The organism is Vibrio neptunius (genome assembly GCA_019339365.1).
GTDB lineage: Bacteria > Pseudomonadota > Gammaproteobacteria > Enterobacterales > Vibrionaceae > Vibrio > Vibrio neptunius.
The window spans coordinates 358,952-375,669 of record CP079859.1 but is presented as its reverse complement, the minus strand read 5'-3'; the positions used below and the strand labels follow the sequence as shown (position 1 = coordinate 375,669).

Annotated in this window: 18 protein-coding genes and 2 pseudogenes; 10 read left to right on the top strand and 10 right to left on the bottom strand. The window is 47.6% G+C overall.

Going from position 1 to position 16,718, the window contains the following annotated elements:
* Nucleotides 1-146: 146 nt before the first annotated feature.
* Nucleotides 147-412 (bottom strand): annotated as a pseudogene (locus KW548_01810) (YihD family protein).
* Nucleotides 413-512: 100 nt separating this feature from the next.
* Here KW548_01810 and KW548_01805 point away from each other — a divergent pair.
* The 3 genes from KW548_01805 to KW548_01795 all read left to right on the top strand — a co-directional run bounded on the left by KW548_01805 (nt 513) and on the right by KW548_01795 (nt 2,548).
* Nucleotides 513-707 (top strand): hypothetical protein, encoded by a 195-nt coding sequence (locus KW548_01805; protein ID QXX08098.1) that lies wholly within the window; start codon nt 513-515, stop codon nt 705-707.
* Between the two features lie 305 nt (nt 708-1,012).
* A complete protein-coding gene (locus KW548_01800; GenBank protein QXX06886.1) occupies nt 1,013-1,810 on the top strand; it encodes a sporulation protein in 798 nt (265 codons plus the stop codon).
* A gap of 84 nt (nt 1,811-1,894) precedes the next feature.
* Nucleotides 1,895-2,548: a hemolysin III family protein gene (locus KW548_01795; protein QXX06885.1), complete on the top strand. Its 654-nt coding sequence runs from the start codon at nt 1,895-1,897 to the stop codon at nt 2,546-2,548.
* Here KW548_01795 and KW548_01790 read toward each other — a convergent pair.
* The 6 genes from KW548_01790 to def are packed head-to-tail and all read right to left on the bottom strand — an operon-like array spanning nt 2,545 to nt 8,866.
* Nucleotides 2,545-3,144, bottom strand: a complete 600-nt coding sequence (locus KW548_01790; GenBank protein QXX06884.1) for a DUF3157 family protein — start codon at nt 3,142-3,144, stop codon at nt 2,545-2,547. The genes KW548_01795 and KW548_01790 overlap by 4 nt on opposite strands.
* A 10-nt stretch (nt 3,145-3,154) precedes the next feature.
* The gene (locus KW548_01785) at nt 3,155-4,600 is read right to left on the bottom strand and encodes a TrkH family potassium uptake protein (GenBank protein ID QXX06883.1); all 1,446 of its coding nucleotides are present in this window, start codon (nt 4,598-4,600) and stop codon (nt 3,155-3,157) included.
* Between the two features lie 10 nt (nt 4,601-4,610).
* Entirely contained in the window at nt 4,611-5,987 is a 1,377-nt protein-coding gene (gene trkA, locus KW548_01780) for a Trk system potassium transporter TrkA (GenBank protein ID QXX06882.1), read from the bottom strand.
* A gap of 49 nt (nt 5,988-6,036) precedes the next feature.
* On the bottom strand, nt 6,037-7,317 hold the full coding sequence (gene rsmB, locus KW548_01775) for a 16S rRNA (cytosine(967)-C(5))-methyltransferase RsmB (GenBank protein ID QXX06881.1): 1,281 nt from the start codon (nt 7,315-7,317) through the stop codon (nt 6,037-6,039).
* A 56-nt stretch (nt 7,318-7,373) separates the two neighbouring features.
* Nucleotides 7,374-8,321 carry a methionyl-tRNA formyltransferase gene (gene fmt, locus KW548_01770; protein ID QXX06880.1) on the bottom strand — a complete coding sequence of 316 codons (948 nt, stop codon included), beginning with the start codon at nt 8,319-8,321 and terminating at the stop codon, nt 7,374-7,376.
* Nucleotides 8,322-8,350: 29 nt separating this feature from the next.
* On the bottom strand, nt 8,351-8,866 hold the full coding sequence (gene def / locus KW548_01765; GenBank protein ID QXX06879.1) for a peptide deformylase: 516 nt from the start codon (nt 8,864-8,866) through the stop codon (nt 8,351-8,353).
* Between the two features lie 239 nt (nt 8,867-9,105).
* Between def and dprA the strand changes: the two are divergent.
* From dprA to KW548_01750, 3 genes and pseudogenes are all read left to right on the top strand, one after another.
* Nucleotides 9,106-10,220, top strand: a pseudogene (dprA, locus tag KW548_01760) (DNA-processing protein DprA).
* Between the two features lie 5 nt (nt 10,221-10,225).
* A complete protein-coding gene (locus KW548_01755; protein ID QXX07958.1) occupies nt 10,226-10,702 on the top strand; it encodes a DUF494 family protein in 477 nt (158 codons plus the stop codon).
* A 15-nt stretch (nt 10,703-10,717) separates the two neighbouring features.
* Nucleotides 10,718-11,302, top strand: a complete 585-nt coding sequence (locus KW548_01750) for a topoisomerase DNA-binding C4 zinc finger domain-containing protein (GenBank protein ID QXX06878.1) — start codon at nt 10,718-10,720, stop codon at nt 11,300-11,302.
* 44 nt (nt 11,303-11,346) lie between these two features.
* Here KW548_01750 and KW548_01745 read toward each other — a convergent pair whose 3' ends face one another.
* Both KW548_01745 and purE read right to left on the bottom strand, forming a co-directional pair.
* Nucleotides 11,347-12,480, bottom strand: coding sequence for a 5-(carboxyamino)imidazole ribonucleotide synthase (locus KW548_01745; GenBank protein ID QXX06877.1), 1,134 nt, complete (start codon nt 12,478-12,480; stop codon nt 11,347-11,349).
* Nucleotides 12,481-12,484: 4 nt separating this feature from the next.
* Nucleotides 12,485-12,970 (bottom strand): 5-(carboxyamino)imidazole ribonucleotide mutase, encoded by a 486-nt coding sequence (gene purE, locus KW548_01740; GenBank protein ID QXX06876.1) that lies wholly within the window; start codon nt 12,968-12,970, stop codon nt 12,485-12,487.
* 196 nt (nt 12,971-13,166) lie between these two features.
* Here purE and KW548_01735 point away from each other — a divergent pair, with 196 nt between their 5' ends.
* The 4 genes from KW548_01735 (at nt 13,167) to KW548_01720 (ending at nt 15,838) form a co-directional block, all read left to right on the top strand.
* Nucleotides 13,167-13,724, top strand: a complete 558-nt coding sequence (locus tag KW548_01735; protein QXX06875.1) for a threonylcarbamoyl-AMP synthase — start codon at nt 13,167-13,169, stop codon at nt 13,722-13,724.
* Nucleotides 13,725-13,745: 21 nt separating this feature from the next.
* Nucleotides 13,746-14,663: an oxygen-dependent coproporphyrinogen oxidase gene (gene hemF, locus KW548_01730; GenBank protein ID QXX06874.1), complete on the top strand. Its 918-nt coding sequence runs from the start codon at nt 13,746-13,748 to the stop codon at nt 14,661-14,663.
* 75 nt (nt 14,664-14,738) lie between these two features.
* Nucleotides 14,739-15,572, top strand: a complete 834-nt coding sequence (gene aroE, locus KW548_01725; protein ID QXX06873.1) for a shikimate dehydrogenase — start codon at nt 14,739-14,741, stop codon at nt 15,570-15,572.
* Nucleotides 15,572-15,838, top strand: a complete 267-nt coding sequence (locus KW548_01720) for a DUF1488 domain-containing protein (protein QXX06872.1) — start codon at nt 15,572-15,574, stop codon at nt 15,836-15,838. Before aroE ends, KW548_01720 begins: the two co-directional genes overlap by 1 nt.
* On the opposite strand, the gene KW548_01715 is transcribed toward KW548_01720, so the two are convergent.
* Complete coding sequence (locus tag KW548_01715; protein ID QXX06871.1) at nt 15,828-16,379, bottom strand: gamma carbonic anhydrase family protein; 552 nt, start codon at nt 16,377-16,379, stop codon at nt 15,828-15,830. The genes KW548_01720 and KW548_01715 overlap by 11 nt on opposite strands.
* Nucleotides 16,380-16,718: the final 339 nt, after the last annotated feature.

The window sequence follows — 16,718 nt, the reverse complement described above, 5'->3', positions numbered from 1 at the left end:
AATCATTTTTTTATTTCTTTAAGACTATCAACCTTTAACAACAAAGATCAGTACAGTTTTATAAAAAAAATGCCTAACAGTTTTACTCACTTAAATGATTTGGGTATAAAAAAAGCGACCTTGTGGTCGCTCTGGCTTCAGCCTGATCACTCGATGATGCCTCGAGCACGAAGGATCGCGGTTTTAAAATCGTCTTCCTGATCTTTTTCAACCCCGGAATCATTTCATCTTTATTGCTATTGCGCATTTTGAGATGGTAGATAAGCACATCGTCGGTGAGATCTTCAAGTTGACCTTGGTAACCAGCTTCTTGTGTTAGCTTGACAATAAACTGCAGCAGGTTCATGTGCTGATCTTTTTGCCATTCAGGCTCAAGTAGTTCGATTAGCTCTTCAATACGATGGCACTTCATCGGCTTTCTCCACACTTTCTATGTTGGTATGTGGCTAAGGTATCAAATCAGGCAGGCCAATACCATGGGCTCAGAGGAGAGTGAGAAAAGAAAAAGCGCAGTGGAGACTGCGCTTTTTGCCTATGCCGCCTTAGTGACTTTGGCTGAAGCCGACGCTAGTAAAGCCGTCTTTTCCACTAAAGTCATTCCGGGCGCGAGTTTTGTTGCCGCTGGAGTAGTGACAAAGCCACCACGACGACGCATCGCACGGTTTGTGTGCGACGTACACCTGACTGCTGTTGGGCGCATTGATTAACCTAACTGTCAGACACATCCATTGCCGAACTTATGGCCTGATTAGTTATGAGTTGCGCCTCATTACTGAAGCATGGCTCTTTTGGCTCACGCCAATCCAAATAGCTAATCAGGAATAATGATATGAAATATGCATATCAGAGATCAGATTAGCATCATCCGATCAATTGATCGATATCTAATCGATCGTGTTTGTTCCCTCTCACTACAATTATGTGAGAGACGTAGTAGCAGTGAGACAAGTGTGCGGATTAGTATGATACTGTGTGATTATATTGATGGCTGCGCTTTACCAAGGAGGTGTGTATGTCGTTTTTTAAGAAAACCCTCGCGAGTTTTGGTATCGGTTCGGCAAAAGTCGATTCCGTTCTGCAGCAGGAAGTGCTGTACCCGGGTGAAAAGGTCAATGTGACGATTCATGTCTATGGCGGTTCGACGGCTCAGGAAATTGATAATATTGAGATGAAGCTTTATTGCCGCTACATCAAAGAAGTACCAGCCAATCAAGATAGAGATAGGCACAACAGCGGTCATATGCGCCGTATGCCGACCAGTTATACCTTAGCTCATTGGACCTTGCCGTATGCATTTACCATTGAGCCTGGTGAAACGCGTGATTTTGAAGTGGAGCTGGATGTGCCGTGGAATGCCCCAGTCACCATTGGCGAATCTAAAGTGTGGTTGGAAACAGGGCTGAATATCGCTTTAGCTAAGGATCCTAGTGACACTGATATTCTTACGGTACGCCCAGATCCTTTGTTAGATGGTATTTTTACTGCTTTGGAAGAGCAGGGTTTGCGTATCCGTCAAGTTGAGTGTGAAGCTGTTGAAGGGTTTGAATTGCCGTTTGTTCAGGAGTTTGAATTTGTACCGACCACAGGGCCTTTTCATGGTCGCTGGCGTGAACTGGAAATTGTGGCGTACCGCAGCGATGATCAATTACAGATGTGGTTTGAAATTGATCGTCATCGTGAAGGTGCAAGAGGAATGCTAGCGAGCTTGCTAGGAAGCGGGCAGTTAACACGCCAGATGACGATCTCTGTTGAGACCCCGGCAGATCAAGCTGGTCAGCAAGTTTTGGAGTATCTCGACAGTCACTCTTAACGTAAAGTTAACTTTTTGGGCTTACAAGTGTAAGCTGAATGTGCCATACTTTGGAGTAAATATTCCACCAGAGTATAGCTTGTTATGTCGACCAATCACACTGCGCCTTACAGCGTCAAAGAAGAAATCGCCAATACACTGACCCACGGTATCGGTATGGTACTTGGCATTGTGGGCTTGGTGTTGCTGCTGATAAAAGCTGTTGATCACAATGCGGATGCTCTGACTATTACCAGTATGAGCATCTACGGTGGCAGCATGATCGTGCTGTTTCTTGCTTCCACTCTGTATCACGCGATTCCTTATCAGAAAGCCAAGCGGGCGCTTAAAACGTTTGATCATTGTGCGATTTATTTGCTGATTGCTGGCAGCTATACCCCATTTTTGCTCGTTAGCCTTAGAACGCCGTTGGCGATTGGTTTGATGATCGTCATCTGGAGCATCGCTCTGGTCGGCATCATCATGAAATTGGCATTTGTCTATCGCTTTAAAAAGCTTTCGCTTGTGACCTACTTATTGATGGGTTGGCTATCGCTGGTGGTCATTTATCAACTGGCGTTGAATCTGGATGTTGGTGGGTTAACTTTGCTGGCTGCGGGAGGAGTGATTTATTCACTGGGTGTGATTTTCTATGTCGCTAAGCGCATCCCATTTAACCATGCCATTTGGCATGGCTTTGTTTTAGCAGGATGCGCCTGTCATTTTCTAGCGATTTATCTCTATGTCGAGCCGATCTAACGTGTTGCGAGATTAACGACTTTGGCGGTTACTAAATACTGCTCAGCTTTATCAATCGTCAGTTCAATCGTTTTACCCTGTTCTACTTGTTGAGGGCGTAAATACGTGTCGGCCATGCGCTTGATGGATTGCCACACTTTGACTGACTCTTTGCTCAGCACGTCTCCAGAGGTCGTCGAGACCTGAATTTCGATTTCCACTAAAATCACTGATTGGCTGCTTTGGTTCGTGACTGAAGTTGGAATTATCAGCCGACCATTTTCATAGCTCACTGCGCCTAATAACACTTCCACACCTGAGTCAGACAGTTGCATGGTGGCGCGATCGCTGCCAACAGTAGCTATGGTTCCTACGGCTTTCTCGATCAGCGGAATGGCCGCCACTTTAGGCTTCTTAATTGGAATGGTGACGGCTGGCTGAACGGTCTCTTTAACTACTGCTATTTCATCGGTTTTGGTTGTTTCCACTGGCACTACATATTGCCAAGTGAAGTCGTCGTTAAGCTGAACTTGGCGACCATCTTCGAGAGTGACAGTTTGGCTGGCAAAAACCAATGAACTGGTTAGCAAGGTAAAAAGTCCGATAAGTTTGTTCATTGTTATATCCTTAACGTTTCCAGAAAGCCGGGAAAAATAGCACCAATAAGGTGAGGATTTCGAGTCGCCCCATCAGCATGCCGAAGCTGAGAAGCCACTTAGCGGCATCTGGTAATGGGGCAAAGTTACCCGTCGGCCCAATCACTGCACCCATGCCAGGACCAACGTTGGCCACGGCGGTGATAGACCCGGAAATGCTGGTAATAGGATCTAGTCCCAATGCGCTTAAGCATCCAGCAATAAAAATAATCGTGATAAAGAACATCAACGCGAACGCAACCACAGAGCGCACGATGTCATCGTTCACCGGCCTATGATTGTAACGCTGAACAAATACCCCAGAAGGGTGAATAAGCTTCATCATTTGTTTGTTGAGTAGCGTCATCGCAATCTGAAAGCGGAAGACTTTGATTCCGCCAGAGGTTGATCCTGAACAGGCTCCCGCCATCATTAAGAAGGCAAACAAGGTGGTTGGCAGTGCGCCCCATGCGGTGAAGTCTTCTAGACCAAACCCTGTGGTTGTGACGACAGAGACGATGTTGAACATCGATACCCGTAGCGCATCCATGACGCTGTAGCCATCTCGTATCACTAACCAAGCTGAAATGATCAGGCTGGTGATAAGAAACAGGTAAGTGAAACCGCGTACCTGCGCGTCATTGATTAACTCATCTACCCGTCGCTTGCGTATTGCTGCTACAAACAGTAAGAAGGGTAGGCCACCGAGGAACATAAACAGGGTCGCTACCCAGTGAGAGCCGTTAGAAAAGTGGTTCATCGAACCATCGGAGGTGGAGTAACCACCAGTCGATAGTGTAGTGAACGAGTGGTTAATGGCTTCGAATAAATTCATGCCCGTCAGAAGATAGCCGATCATGCACAATCCAGTGAGGATCAGGTAGACCAACATGATATTTTTTGCCACGGTCTTGGCGCGTGGGCTGCTTTTATCTGACCAGTCAGAAGATTCGGTATGGAATAGCTTCATACCACCGACGTTGAGCATTGGGAGCACTGCGACCGCCATGACAATGAAGCCTATTCCACCAAGCCACTGCAAGATGGAACGCCACAGCAAGATGCTCGGAGCCATGTCATCAAGTCCGCTGAGTACGGTTGAGCCTGTTGTGGTAATGCCAGACATGGTTTCAAAGTATGCATCGGTAAAACTGATGTGGTTAATGAAAACAAACGGCAGAGCTGCAAAGGCACTGGCAACCATCCAAACGAGGCTGGTAATAAGGAACATATCCCTCGCACTGAGCTTAAAACGCTTAGTGCGGCCGATACTCAGACAGACGAAGGCGGCAAGATGGGTGATGACCACTGACTGACCAAATTCAAGAAAGCCAGAGGTGCCTGTAAAGAAAGCCACCAGAGTGGGCACGTACATGAATAGGGCCAGTTTCGATAGAACCAGCCCGATGACAAACAGTACAGGACGTAAGTTGACCATAGTGTCGATCCTAAAGGAAGAAAGGACTCGGCTGGAATAGCGCTTCGACGTCTGGAACGTACTTCTTATCCACTAGGAACATGACCACATGGTCGTCTTGCTCAATCACGGTTCTGTCATGAGCGATCAATACTTCTTCACCACGCACAATCGCACCGATAGTTGTGCCCGGTGGTAACTTGATGTCACCAATCGCACGACCAACCACTTTAGAAGTGGTTTCATCACCGTGAGCGATGGCTTCGATGGCTTCTGCTGCGCCGCGACGTAGTGAAGAGACGTTAACAATATCCGCTCGACGAACGTGCGTTAGCAAGGCGGAAATCGTTGCTTGCTGAGGTGAGATAGCGACGTCAATCACACCACCCTGAACCAGATCCACATAGGCACCGCGCTGGATAAGCACCATCACTTTCTTGGCTCCCATGCGTTTCGCCAGCATGGCGGACATGATATTCGTTTCATCTTCATTGGTCAGGGCGATGAACACGTCGACCTGATCGATATTTTCTTCGGTAAGTAGCTCTTGATCCGCAGCGTCACCACAGAAAACAATGGTGTTTTCCAGCTCTTCAGACAGTTTTTCAGCGCGCTGGTAACTGCGCTCAATCAACTTGACGCTGTAGGACTGCTCAAGGCGTCTGGCTAAGCTGGCACCGATGTTACCACCCCCAACAATCATGATACGGCGATATGGCTTTTCCAATCGTTGTAGCTCACTCATGACCGAACGAATGTGGTTACTGGCGGCGACGAAGAACACTTCATCATCAGCTTCGATGATAGTGGTGCCCTGAGGGCGGATGGGGCGCCCCTGACGGAAAATAGCAGCAACGCGAGTATCGATGTGTGGCATGTGCTCACGCAAGGCAGATAGGGCATTACCAACCAGCGGGCCACCGTAATATGCTTTCACCGCCACTAAGCTGACTTTCTGTTCGGCGAAGCTCACCACTTGCAGTGCCCCTGGATATTGAATTAGGCGCTCAATGTAGCTGGTCACCAGTTCTTCAGGTGCGATCAGGTGGTCAACCGGAACGGCACCGGATTGGAATAGCGCTTCTTTCTCGGCCAAGTATTGTGGCGAGCGGATACGAGCGATTCGGTTGGGAGTATTAAACAGAGAAAAGGCAACCTGACAGGCCGCCATATTGGTTTCATCCATATTGGTCACGGCGACCAACATGTCGGCATCTTGTGCGCCGGCTTCACGCAGCACATCTGGGTGACTGGCGTAGCCGTTCACTACCCGTAAATCATATTTATCTTGCAGCTCACGCAGTCGATCACTATTTCTGTCGACTATGGTGATGTCATTGTTTTCACCAACCAGATTTTCTGCCAGTGTACCGCCTACCTGACCAGCGCCAAGAATGATGATTTTCATACCGTTTCTCGTCTAACCAAAATTTAAGGGATCGATGATCCCCGAATTACTACGCGATTTTTGTCAGGATGGCGTAATAAAAGCCATCCATGTCCTCTTCGCCTGGAAGCACTTGCCGCCCTGGGTTGTCTACCGGCGAACCTTCTAACTGAGCATTCGCGGTGCGCGCCAGAAACGCTTTCACCTGTTCGCTGTTTTCCTGTGGTGTGATAGAGCAGGTCGCATAAACCAGCGTACCGCCCGGCTTCAGCTGTTGCCACATCGCATCCAGAATCTCGCTTTGTAGTTCTGACAATGCTGCGATGTCATCACCACGACGCAGCCATTTGATGTCTGGGTGGCGGCGAATAACACCCGTGGCCGAACAAGGTGCATCGAGCAGGATGCGATCAAATTGCTCGCCTTGCCACCAATCTTTTGGCTTACGTGCGTCACCGCAAATAACTTGCGCTTTCAGTTGAAGGCGTTGCAGATTGTCGTGTACGCGTTTGAGGCGGCTGTCATCACAGTCAATGGCCACAACCTGTGCATCTTGAGTACGCTCAAGAATATGGGCAGTTTTGCCTCCTGGTGCAGCACAGCAATCTAGAATTAACTCGCCATCTTTTGGCGTCAGGTAGTTAATCGACAGCTGAGCTGCTGCGTCCTGAACGGAAACCCAACCTTTCTCAAAGCCTGGCAATTTTGTCACGTCGCACGGGGCGGCCAATTTTAGGGCGTCGCTTGCTTCACTGTGAATACTGCTATCTATGTTTTCATTTTTGAGCAGTTGCTGGTATTCGTCACGGCTGTGATGTTGGTGATTCACACGCAACCACATTGGTGCTTTACTGTTGTTGGCTTCAATAATGTCTTGCCATTGCTGTGGGTAGGCGTCCTGAAGCAGTTTAAGCAACCAACTCGGGTGACCATATTTACCGGCATTGTGGCTCATAGCATGAGCGTCTAGCTCTTCTTGGTTACGTTGATAGTTACGTAACACTGCATTGATTAAGCCGCGTAGGCGTGGGCCTTTGAGCGTTTTGGTGCCTTCGACGGTTTCACCGACGGCTGCGTGCGCTGGAATACGCATAAAGCTCAGTTGGTAAATACCGACCAGAATCAGGTGGTGGAAAACGCGTTGTTTGCCTTTAAGAGGCTTATCCATCAGCTCATTCGCGATCGATTCAAGGCGAGGCAAATAGCGTAACGAGCCATAGCAGATTTCCTGTAACAACGCTTGATCGCGAGGTTTGACTTGTTGTTGAGCCGCAGGAAGTGCGTTAGACAGAGACTGGCCTTTATCGACCACTTGGAAAAGGACATTAGCCGCAGCAGCGCGAACATTCATGTTGAATACCTTAACAGTAAGGGAGGGTGTCTCCACCCTCAAAAAGTACGTATAAATTAGGTCAGCTGAGTGCCGACTTCAAACCAGCTGGCACGTGAGTTGAGGATATCCTGAACTGACATGGCTTTTTTACCAGGCACCTGAAGTTGTTCAAGAACCAGAATATGCTTGCCAGTGGCAATGTAGATCCCGGTTTTATCTGCTTGCAGTATGGTGCCGGGTGCCTCAGTTGTCGTTTGAACGTCAACGCGGCTTTGCCAGACTTTGATGCTGTTGTCGGCGGCCTCAAAATGGCTCATCGGCCAAGGATTGAAGGCACGTACACAACGTTCAATATGCTCAGCGTCATCACTCCAGTTAATTCGTGCTTCTTCTTTGCTGAGCTTTTTGGCGTAGTTGGCCAGCTCGTCATCTTGTTTTTCAGGTGACGCCTTGCCGTCAGCAATGTCAGCCAAACACTCAACTAAAGCTTGCGGGCCAAGCTCAGCCAGCTTTTCATACATAGATGCGCTGGTATCTGTCGTTTCGATTGGCAAAGTAGCAATTTTCAGCATATCGCCAGTATCTAAGCCGATATCCATCTGCATTATGGTGACGCCCGTCTCCTGATCGCCAGCCCAAATAGAGCGCTGGATAGGGGCGGCACCGCGCCAACGTGGCAGAATCGAACCATGGACGTTGATACAACCTAGCTTTGGTGTATCGAGTACTGCTTGTGGCAGCAATAAGCCGTATGCGACGACGACCATCAGATCCGCATTCAAATCAGCCAGTTCTTGCTTCGCTTCATCTGATTTAAAGTTTTCTGGTTGGTAAACCGGGATATCATGCTCAAGAGCGATGTGCTTGACTGGGCTGGCAGTCAGCTTTTTGCCTCGACCTGCTGGGCGGTCTGGCTGGGTGTAGACTGCAATGACTTCGTACTCCGAAGACAACAACGCCGCCAAATGACGGGCGGCGAAGTCCGGAGTACCGGCAAAAACAATTTTCAAAGGTTTGCTCAAAGTACGTTCCTTTCATTTAGCTACTAGGCTTAGCTGGCGTGCTTTTCGTTAAAGCGTTTGATTTTCGCCAATTTGTCCTGAATGCGCTTGCGTTTTAGAGGCGAAAGATAATCGACAAAAAGCTTGCCTTCTAGATGGTCAAGCTCGTGTTGCACACAAATTGCCAGCAGATCATCTGCTTCAAACGTGTATTCTGTGCCATCACGATCTAAAGCTTTGACGCTGACTTCGGCAGCGCGAGGTACTAGTGCTCGTGCGCCCGGAACAGACAGACAGCCCTCTTCAATGCCATCTTCGCCGCGTTTTTCTAATATTTCAGGATTGATGAGAACCATTGGCTGATCTCGTGTTTCTGAAACATCGATAACAACGATACGTTGGTGGAAATCGACCTGGGTTGCTGCCAGACCAATACCTTCTTCGTCATACATGGTTTCAATCATGTCGTCGACGAACTTTTGAATCTCAGGGGTCACCTTTTCCACTGGTTTTGCAACAGTGCGAAGGCGCTCATCTGGGAATGTTAATACTTGTAATACAGACATATACACTCGAAATGTTGAACTGAGCCGAATCAGGATAAACCTTGTTGGCTCAATTCTAGACATTTTGCCACCTAAATGACAGCCTCATTGTGTTTTTGCGTATTTTCCCGAGTTAATCACAACGTTAAATTTGGCGAACGATGAGCGGCCAAAAGTGGCTTTAAATGCGAAGTCTAGGTTGGCTCGCTTTGGCCATTTGGTGTCGTGTAATAAGTGACTAGGTCTGATGATATTTTCCTATGACAGAAGAAGAACTAACGGCTTGGCTGAGCTTGTACTTTACGCCTCGGATCGGGCCAAAAGCGTTTCAGCGTTTGGTAGAGGTGGATTCTCCAATCAACATCATTGAGTCTTCATCTGAGACATTGCGCCGTTTAGGCTTTTCTGACTCCCAACTGACATATCTCCAGCACCGGGCTGCGGGGATGTTGAGGTGTGTTTCGAGTGGCAAGAAGCCTCAAATGTCAGAACCATTCTACCTTCAAGTGACCATCGGTATCCGGCACTGTTGAAACAAGCTGATGCTGCGCCAGCAACGTTGTTTGTTGAAGGTCAGCTTGAAAGCCTGTGTCTGCCACAAATAGCTATCGTGGGCAGTCGCAATGCCAGTATTGATGGGCTTAACACCGCTCGCCGCTTTGCAACACAGTTGGTGAATCAAGACATGGTTGTGACCAGCGGTTTAGCGTTGGGTATTGATGGTTATGCCCATGATGGGGCTCTCAATGGTAATGGGCAAACTGTCGCCGTGCTCGGTTGTGGCTTAAATTCTGTGTATCCGGCACGTCATCAGGCGTTAGCTCAACGAATCATTCAGCAAGGTGCACTAGTGTCGGAGCTCCATCCTAATATGAAGCCCAAAGCCGATAACTTCCCACGCCGAAATCGAATCATTAGTGGTTTGTCAGTGGGTGTTTTAGTGATAGAGGCAGCAAAGAAAAGTGGCTCTTTAATTACCGCTCGTTATGCGATAGAACAAGGCCGTGAAGTGTTTGCCGTTCCGGGGTCGATTCACCATCCTCATGCCAGAGGCTGTAACCTATTGATAAAACAAGGAGCATGCTTGGTTCAACAGGTTTCTGATATTGTCGATGAAATAGAGAGCCTTATTCGCTGGTCTGATTTAAATAAGCCTTCTGTTCAAAATGAACTATTTGAACAAATTGATTGCAAAGAAGAATTGCCATTTCCTCAGCTGTTAGCTAACGTAGGAAGTAAGGCTACACCAGTTGATATTCTTGCAAGCAGGACCAATATACCTGTTCATGAAGTCATGATGCAGATCTTGGAGCTTGAGCTCTTGGGGCATGTTGTTGCGGTTTCCGGTGGCTATATTCGAAAGGGGAGGGGCTAGCTATGATGATGGATATCCTAATGTATCTGTTTGAAACTTACATCCATAGCGATGCAGAGTTACAGGTCAATCAAGATGAGTTAGAGGAAGAATTACTTCGTGCTGGCTTTCATCAAAAAGACATTTATAAAGCCCTTGTCTGGCTAGAAGAGTTGGCTGCATTGCAGCAAAGCGAAACGCACTCCGCGATTTCTATTTGTAGCACATCCACTTCAACGCGTATCTATACTGCGAAAGAGTGTGAGCGCCTAAACCTTGAATCGCGAGGTTTTCTGACTTTCCTTGAACAGGTCAATGTGCTGACGACTGAGACTCGTGAAATGGTTATTGACCGTATTATGGGGCTTGAGACAGACGAATTTGAACTGGATGATCTGAAATGGATTGTGCTGATGGTGCTGTTTAATGTGCCAGGTAATGAAAACGCCTACACGCTTATGGAAGAGCTGTTGTATACCAAAGAGCAAGGTATTCTTCACTAAACTCCATGAGTGGCTATGAGCGGTAAAATAGATCATCAGTTGTTTTCGGCCCATGAGCACGCTTTAGAACACAAAGCGTGCCCAAAATGCCAGTCAGAGAAGCGAGAAGGCGAACTACAACTTCGCCACGGCAAGCACGGTCCGTTTTTGGGCTGTAATCAATATCCTACTTGCGACTTTATCCAACCTTTACATCAGAATGACGGCCATATTATTAAAGAGCTGGGCGTACCCTGTCCGGAGTGCTCTAATGAATTGGTGCTGCGCCAAGGGCGTTACGGAATGTTTATTGGTTGTAGTCATTATCCGCAGTGTGATCATATTGAGTCACTTGAGACGCCGACTGAACAAGAGGCTCAAGTAGAGCATGTGTGTCCGGAGTGTGGCAAAGGTCATTTGGTCGAGAGAAAGAACCGTTTTGGCAAAGTTTTTTTTGCTTGTGATAATTACCCTAAATGTAAGTTTGCGGTTAATCAGCCGCCAGTTAAGGGTAAGTGCGAACAATGTGGCTTTCCTTTATTGCTCGAGAAGAAGCTCGCTAGTGGGGTTAAACATCAGTGTGCTGATCGCAAATGCCATTACACCCAGAGTCAACAATAAAAACGGCGCTGTTTCAGCGCCGTTTTTTATCAAGATTGCAATGATTAGTACTTACTGTGACGCGCTATATCGTGAACCGCCGCGAAAGCATCCGCGTCTAAGACTTCTGCCAGAGCAGATAATTGACGTTGCAGTTCACCACTGTAATCACCACACACGTTAATGTGGCCCATTTTGCGTCCTGCGCGCTTTTCTTTCCCATACCAGTGAACGTGACATCCAGGCATAGCGAGCACGCTGTCTGGCAGGGTATCTTCACCGAGGATATTGATCATCGACGTTTCGCGGATCAGCTTGGTGCTACCCAGCGGCATGCGACACACTGCTCGTAAGTGATTCTCAAACTGGCAGGTTTCTGCACCTTGTTGTGTCCAGTGGCCAGAGTTATGGACACGAGGTGCAATTTCGTTGACCAACAAGGTGCCATTCAAATCAAAGAACTCGAGTGCCAGAACGCCTACATAGTTGAGCTCGTTAGCTACCGCAGTGAACATTTCTTGTGCTTGCTGTTGCAGCTCAGTATCGGCAATGGCGGTCGAGACGCTCAGTACGCCATTGGTGTGGACGTTTTCTGCAAGTGGGTATACTGTAACTTCGCCATTTTTACCGCGTGCACCGACAAGTGACACTTCACGTTGAAAAGGAACGAACTCCTCCGCAACAATGGCTTGTGTTTCTGTGGCGTTAATACACGCTTCCATCTCAGCCCATAGTGCGTCTATCTGAGCTGGGTCTTTGAGTCGCCACTGACCTTTGCCATCATAACCACCCAAGGCACTCTTTAACACCATTGGAATACCGACATACTCTATTGCATGAGCAAAGTCTTCGCGTGTCTGGATCACATGGTATTTGGCGTTGTGGACCTTAGCACTGTCTAGCAATGCTTTTTCGATTCGTCGGTCACCGCCAGCTTTGATGGCGTCGGCAGAGGGGAAGAGCTTTCCACTTGCTTGGCAAACATCAAGAATATCATGTGGGATATGCTCGAACTCGGCGGTAATCACATCTGCTTGCTCAATAGCATTGTTCAACCCTTTGCCCAGAAGCGACTGAGTTAGCGGATGGACGATATTTTCGCTCGCCACATCATACGCAATAATATCGATGTTCAGAGGAGCGCCAGCCAGTGACATCATGCGTGCCAGCTGTCCCGCTCCAAGCACTAACACTTGCATGGGATTAGTCCTCTGCTGGGTTTGGGTTCGCTAACACGGTTTCAGTTTGTTGGTGGCGAAATGCTTCGACTTTCTCCATCACAGTGTCATCGTGCGTGCCAATGATCTGAGCCGCGAGAATGCCCGCATTTGCCGCGCCTGCTTCACCAATAGCCAATGTGCCTACCGCGATACCTTTTGGCATTTGAACAATCGATAGTAGCGAGTCCATCCCTTTTAATGCTCGCGATTGAACAGGGACACCGAGAACAGGCAAGCTAGTGAAAGCAGCTGCCATACCTGGTAAATGAGCGGCACCGCCGGCACCGGCAATGATGACTTTGAGGCCACGCGCTTTGGCGCTATTGGCATAATCAGCAAGAAGCTGCGGAGTACGGTGAGCTGACACCACTTTTGTTTCATATTCGACGCCAAACTGATCCAGCATTTCAGCTGCTAGTTTCATGGTTGGCCAGTCAGATTTAGAACCCATGATGATACCGACTTTCATCTTAAACTCCCTTAATGCAACTCTATTGATGAGCAGATAAATTTGAGCGCATTATACGGGGATTTTAATCTCAAGCAAACGTTTGCGTAAAGTTTCAATCTAGATTGACACAATTTATAAATAAATAGCTTTAGTCACTATCAATGATTGTTTGTAAACTTAGTGGTTAGACAGTACATCAGACAGGAAAGAATCAGTGGATAATTTTGAGCAGGCTCTATTAGCTCTGAAAAACGGTGAAGTGATTGCGTACCCGACGGAGGGCGTATTCGGTGTTGGTTGTGATCCTGATAACCCTGAAGCGATTAAGAAACTATTAGAGCTGAAACAAAGGCCAGTAGAGAAAGGTTTGATTCTGATTGCCGCCAGTTATGAACAATTACTGCCATACATTGACGAGTCTCAGCTGACGGATGAGCAGTTACAGAAAGTGCATCAAACTTGGCCTGGCCCAGTTACTTGGATCATGCCGTGTAGCGATAAAGTGTCGGATTGGGTTTCAGGCCAGTTTGACTCGATTGCGGTGCGTGTGACGGATCATCCTTTGGTACAAAAGATGTGTAATGCGTTTGGAAAGCCGTTAACCTCTACCAGCGCAAATTTGACCGGTGAACCCCCTTGTATGACGACCGCAGAAGTTGAACAGCAACTCGGTGATTGCTTAGTTGCAATTCTGGCGGGAAAAACGGGTGGGCGAGACAAGCCAAGTGAAATTCGCGACGCAAAAACATCCAAGGTATTAAGACAGGGTTAGCCCTGCAAAGGAAGTAGAAACATGTCAGCCATCGACAAGCAAGCAGTTAAACAGTTCCTGATGGAGCTACAGGATTCCATTTGTCAACAACTCGAACAGGCCGACGGCCAAGCTGAGTTTGTAGAAGATGCCTGGAGTCGTGAACCTGGTGAGCGTTTAGGTGGTGGTGGTCGCACTCGAGTGATGACTGAGGGTGCTGTGTTTGAGCAAGGTGGTGTGAATTTTTCGCATGTACAGGGAAAAGAAATGCCAGCGTCGGCGACGGCACATCGCCCTGAGCTTGCAGGTCGTCGATTTGAGGCGATGGGTGTATCTTTGGTTATGCATCCGAAAAACCCTTATATCCCCACATCACACGCCAATGTGCGTTTCTTTATTGCCGAGAAAGACGGTGAAGCGCCTATCTGGTGGTTTGGCGGTGGTTTTGACCTGACACCTTTCTATCCTTTTGAAGAAGACGCCCAATATTGGCATAACACTGCCAAAGAGTTGTGTGCCCCGTTCGGCAGTGAAGTGTATCCAGAGCATAAAGCTTGGTGTGACAAGTATTTCTACCTTCCTCATCGTGATGAAACACGTGGTGTTGGTGGTTTGTTCTTTGACGACTTGAATCATTGGGAGTTCGATAAGTGTTTTGATTACATCAAAGCCGTTGGTGAAGGGTATTGCCAAGCATACTTACCAATTGTCGAGCGCCGCAAAGCAACCGAATACGGTGAGCGAGAGCGTCAGTTCCAGCTCTATCGTCGTGGTCGCTATGTTGAGTTTAACTTGGTCTATGACCGCGGAACGCTCTTTGGTCTGCAAAGTGGTGGCCGTACTGAGTCTATCCTGATGTCTATGCCACCATTGGCAAGATGGGAATACAGTTACCAAGTGGAGCCGGGAACCCATGAATCAGAGTTGTATCAGGACTACTTGAAGCCTCGCGATTGGTAACACTTTCTTCCTTATAGGGTTAATGATAGGGTCATTGGTTTGCAATGGCCCTTTTTGTTTTGAGTAGGTAAGGATATGACCCAGCAGATAGATCGTTATGCCGTTTTCGGAAACCCGATAAGCCAAAGTAAGTCACCGTTCATTCATACACTGTTTGCTCGTCAAACCAATCAGTCATTGACGTATTCTGCTGAGTTGGCTCCAGTGGATGGATTTATTGCGGCGGCTGAAGCTTTTTTTGCTCAAAACGGAAAAGGGTGCAATGTCACTGTGCCATTTAAGGAAGATGCTTGCCGACTGGCTACACGCTTAACAGAGCGGGCTCAGTTGGCAGGTGCCGTCAATACGCTGAAAAAGCTCGATGATGGTGAGATCTTGGGCGATAACACTGATGGTGAAGGGTTGGTACAGGACCTACTGCAGAATCAGGTCGTGATTGAAGGTGCAAGAATTCTCTTGATCGGTGCAGGAGGGGCGGCTCGTGGTGTAATCAAGCCTCTGCTTGACCAAAGCCCTGCTGAAATTGTGATTACCAACCGGACCTTATCTAAAGCGCAGACGTTGCAAGATATGTTTGCAAGTTTTGGTTCGATCAAAGCGGTTGAGATGGCACACATCGAACAGAGCTACGACATTATCATCAACTCGACGTCCTCCAGTCTCAGTGGTGAGCTGCCCGCGATTTCATCGGCAATCTTCTCATCGAGAACGACGGTTTATGACATGATGTATGGCTCTGGTCACACGACATTCAATCAGTGGGCAATTGAGCATAACGCGGCGATGGTATACGACGGCTTGGGCATGTTGGTGGGGCAGGCTGCGGAAAGCTTTATGTTATGGCGTGGTATCCGACCTGGAACAAAACAAATTCAACGTGAATTAAGAAAGAATTTAGAGGGTATGTAATGAATCAGTCGATTCTGTTTCCCGATATGCAGCATTGGGATGACCACCTACAAGCAATCGTGTTTCCTGCGCAGCAGTCAGGTGCATTGATAGAGTGCGTGGTTACCTTGAATCAGCTGGAAGTATTGGCTGGGCAAAAGCTTCAAGGTGCTGAGCAAGCTCTCGTTTGCTTTAATCAGCACCGATTTGATCTGGAGGAGTTAGCCGAAGAACTGATTGAAGACGAAACCTTCAATCAGTCAGGGCAGGTCGAAGTTATTTGCTAATCACATCGACATGATGCAGGTAATCTTCTTTGTTCTGCACATAATTGTCTGCTGACTTTTGTAGGAAGGCGCGTTCTTTATCGTTAAGAGGACGTGCCTGTTTGACTGGGCTGCCTACATATAAGTAGCCGCTTTCGAGAGTCTTCCCTGGTGGGACCAAACTGCCTGCACCAATCATTACGTCTTCTTCTATTACTGCCCCATCCAATACAATCGCGCCCATACCTACTAGAACCCTGTCTTTGATAATGCATCCATGTAGCATCACTTTATGGCCGACAGTGACATCGTCGCCAATGATAAGCGGGTAACCATTAGGGTTTTGCTGATTTTTGTGCGTAACATGCAATACGCTGCCATCTTGGACATTGGTTCTCTTGCCAATGTGAATATGGTTGACATCACCGCGAGCTGCAACGAGAGGCCAGATGCTCGAATCATCGCCAATTCTAATATCGCCCACCAACACTGAGCTTTGATCAATATAGACACGTTCACCAATGACGGGACGTGTATCTTTATAACTACGCAAGGCGCTCATTTTTTCTCCTTATAATAGAGGAATTCTGGATAAACAGAGGTAGAAGAGTAAGGAAAATAGCTATCTTTGAATAGAAAATACTCAAACGGCAAAAAAATCAAAAAAAACTGCAAAAAGGGGTTGCCAACGTGACGCTGATCTCTATAATGCCCCCTCGCTGACACGGGAACGCTTCGAAGCTTATGTCTCGAAACCATAAAGCCCAGTTAGCAAGGTCGATTAGCCAAGTAGAAACACTTGAAAATAAGTTTGAAAAAAGTGGTTGACACTAAACTTTATCTCGCTAAAATGACCGCCTCTTCCGAAGTGAGGTTAATCACAAAAGAAGAACGCTCTTTA

Excerpts from the sequence above, each read along its gene's own strand:
- KW548_01800 (QXX06886.1), top strand. The coding sequence starts at position 1,013 with ATGTCGTTTTTTAAGAAAACCCTCGCGAGTTTTGGTATCGGTTCGGCA.
- KW548_01795 (QXX06885.1), top strand. The coding sequence starts at position 1,895 with ATGTCGACCAATCACACTGCGCCTTACAGCGTCAAAGAAGAAATCGCC.
- KW548_01790 (QXX06884.1), bottom strand. The coding sequence starts at position 3,144 with ATGAACAAACTTATCGGACTTTTTACCTTGCTAACCAGTTCATTGGTT.
- KW548_01785 (QXX06883.1), bottom strand. The coding sequence starts at position 4,600 with ATGGTCAACTTACGTCCTGTACTGTTTGTCATCGGGCTGGTTCTATCG.
- trkA (QXX06882.1), bottom strand. The coding sequence starts at position 5,987 with ATGAAAATCATCATTCTTGGCGCTGGTCAGGTAGGCGGTACACTGGCA.
- rsmB (QXX06881.1), bottom strand. The coding sequence starts at position 7,317 with ATGAATGTTCGCGCTGCTGCGGCTAATGTCCTTTTCCAAGTGGTCGAT.
- def (QXX06879.1), bottom strand. The coding sequence starts at position 8,866 with ATGTCTGTATTACAAGTATTAACATTCCCAGATGAGCGCCTTCGCACT.
- KW548_01755 (QXX07958.1), top strand. The coding sequence starts at position 10,226 with ATGATGGATATCCTAATGTATCTGTTTGAAACTTACATCCATAGCGAT.
- KW548_01750 (QXX06878.1), top strand. The coding sequence starts at position 10,718 with ATGAGCGGTAAAATAGATCATCAGTTGTTTTCGGCCCATGAGCACGCT.
- KW548_01745 (QXX06877.1), bottom strand. The coding sequence starts at position 12,480 with ATGCAAGTGTTAGTGCTTGGAGCGGGACAGCTGGCACGCATGATGTCA.
- purE (QXX06876.1), bottom strand. The coding sequence starts at position 12,970 with ATGAAAGTCGGTATCATCATGGGTTCTAAATCTGACTGGCCAACCATG.
- hemF (QXX06874.1), top strand. The coding sequence starts at position 13,746 with ATGTCAGCCATCGACAAGCAAGCAGTTAAACAGTTCCTGATGGAGCTA.
- aroE (QXX06873.1), top strand. The coding sequence starts at position 14,739 with ATGACCCAGCAGATAGATCGTTATGCCGTTTTCGGAAACCCGATAAGC.
- KW548_01720 (QXX06872.1), top strand. The coding sequence starts at position 15,572 with ATGAATCAGTCGATTCTGTTTCCCGATATGCAGCATTGGGATGACCAC.
- KW548_01715 (QXX06871.1), bottom strand. The coding sequence starts at position 16,379 with ATGAGCGCCTTGCGTAGTTATAAAGATACACGTCCCGTCATTGGTGAA.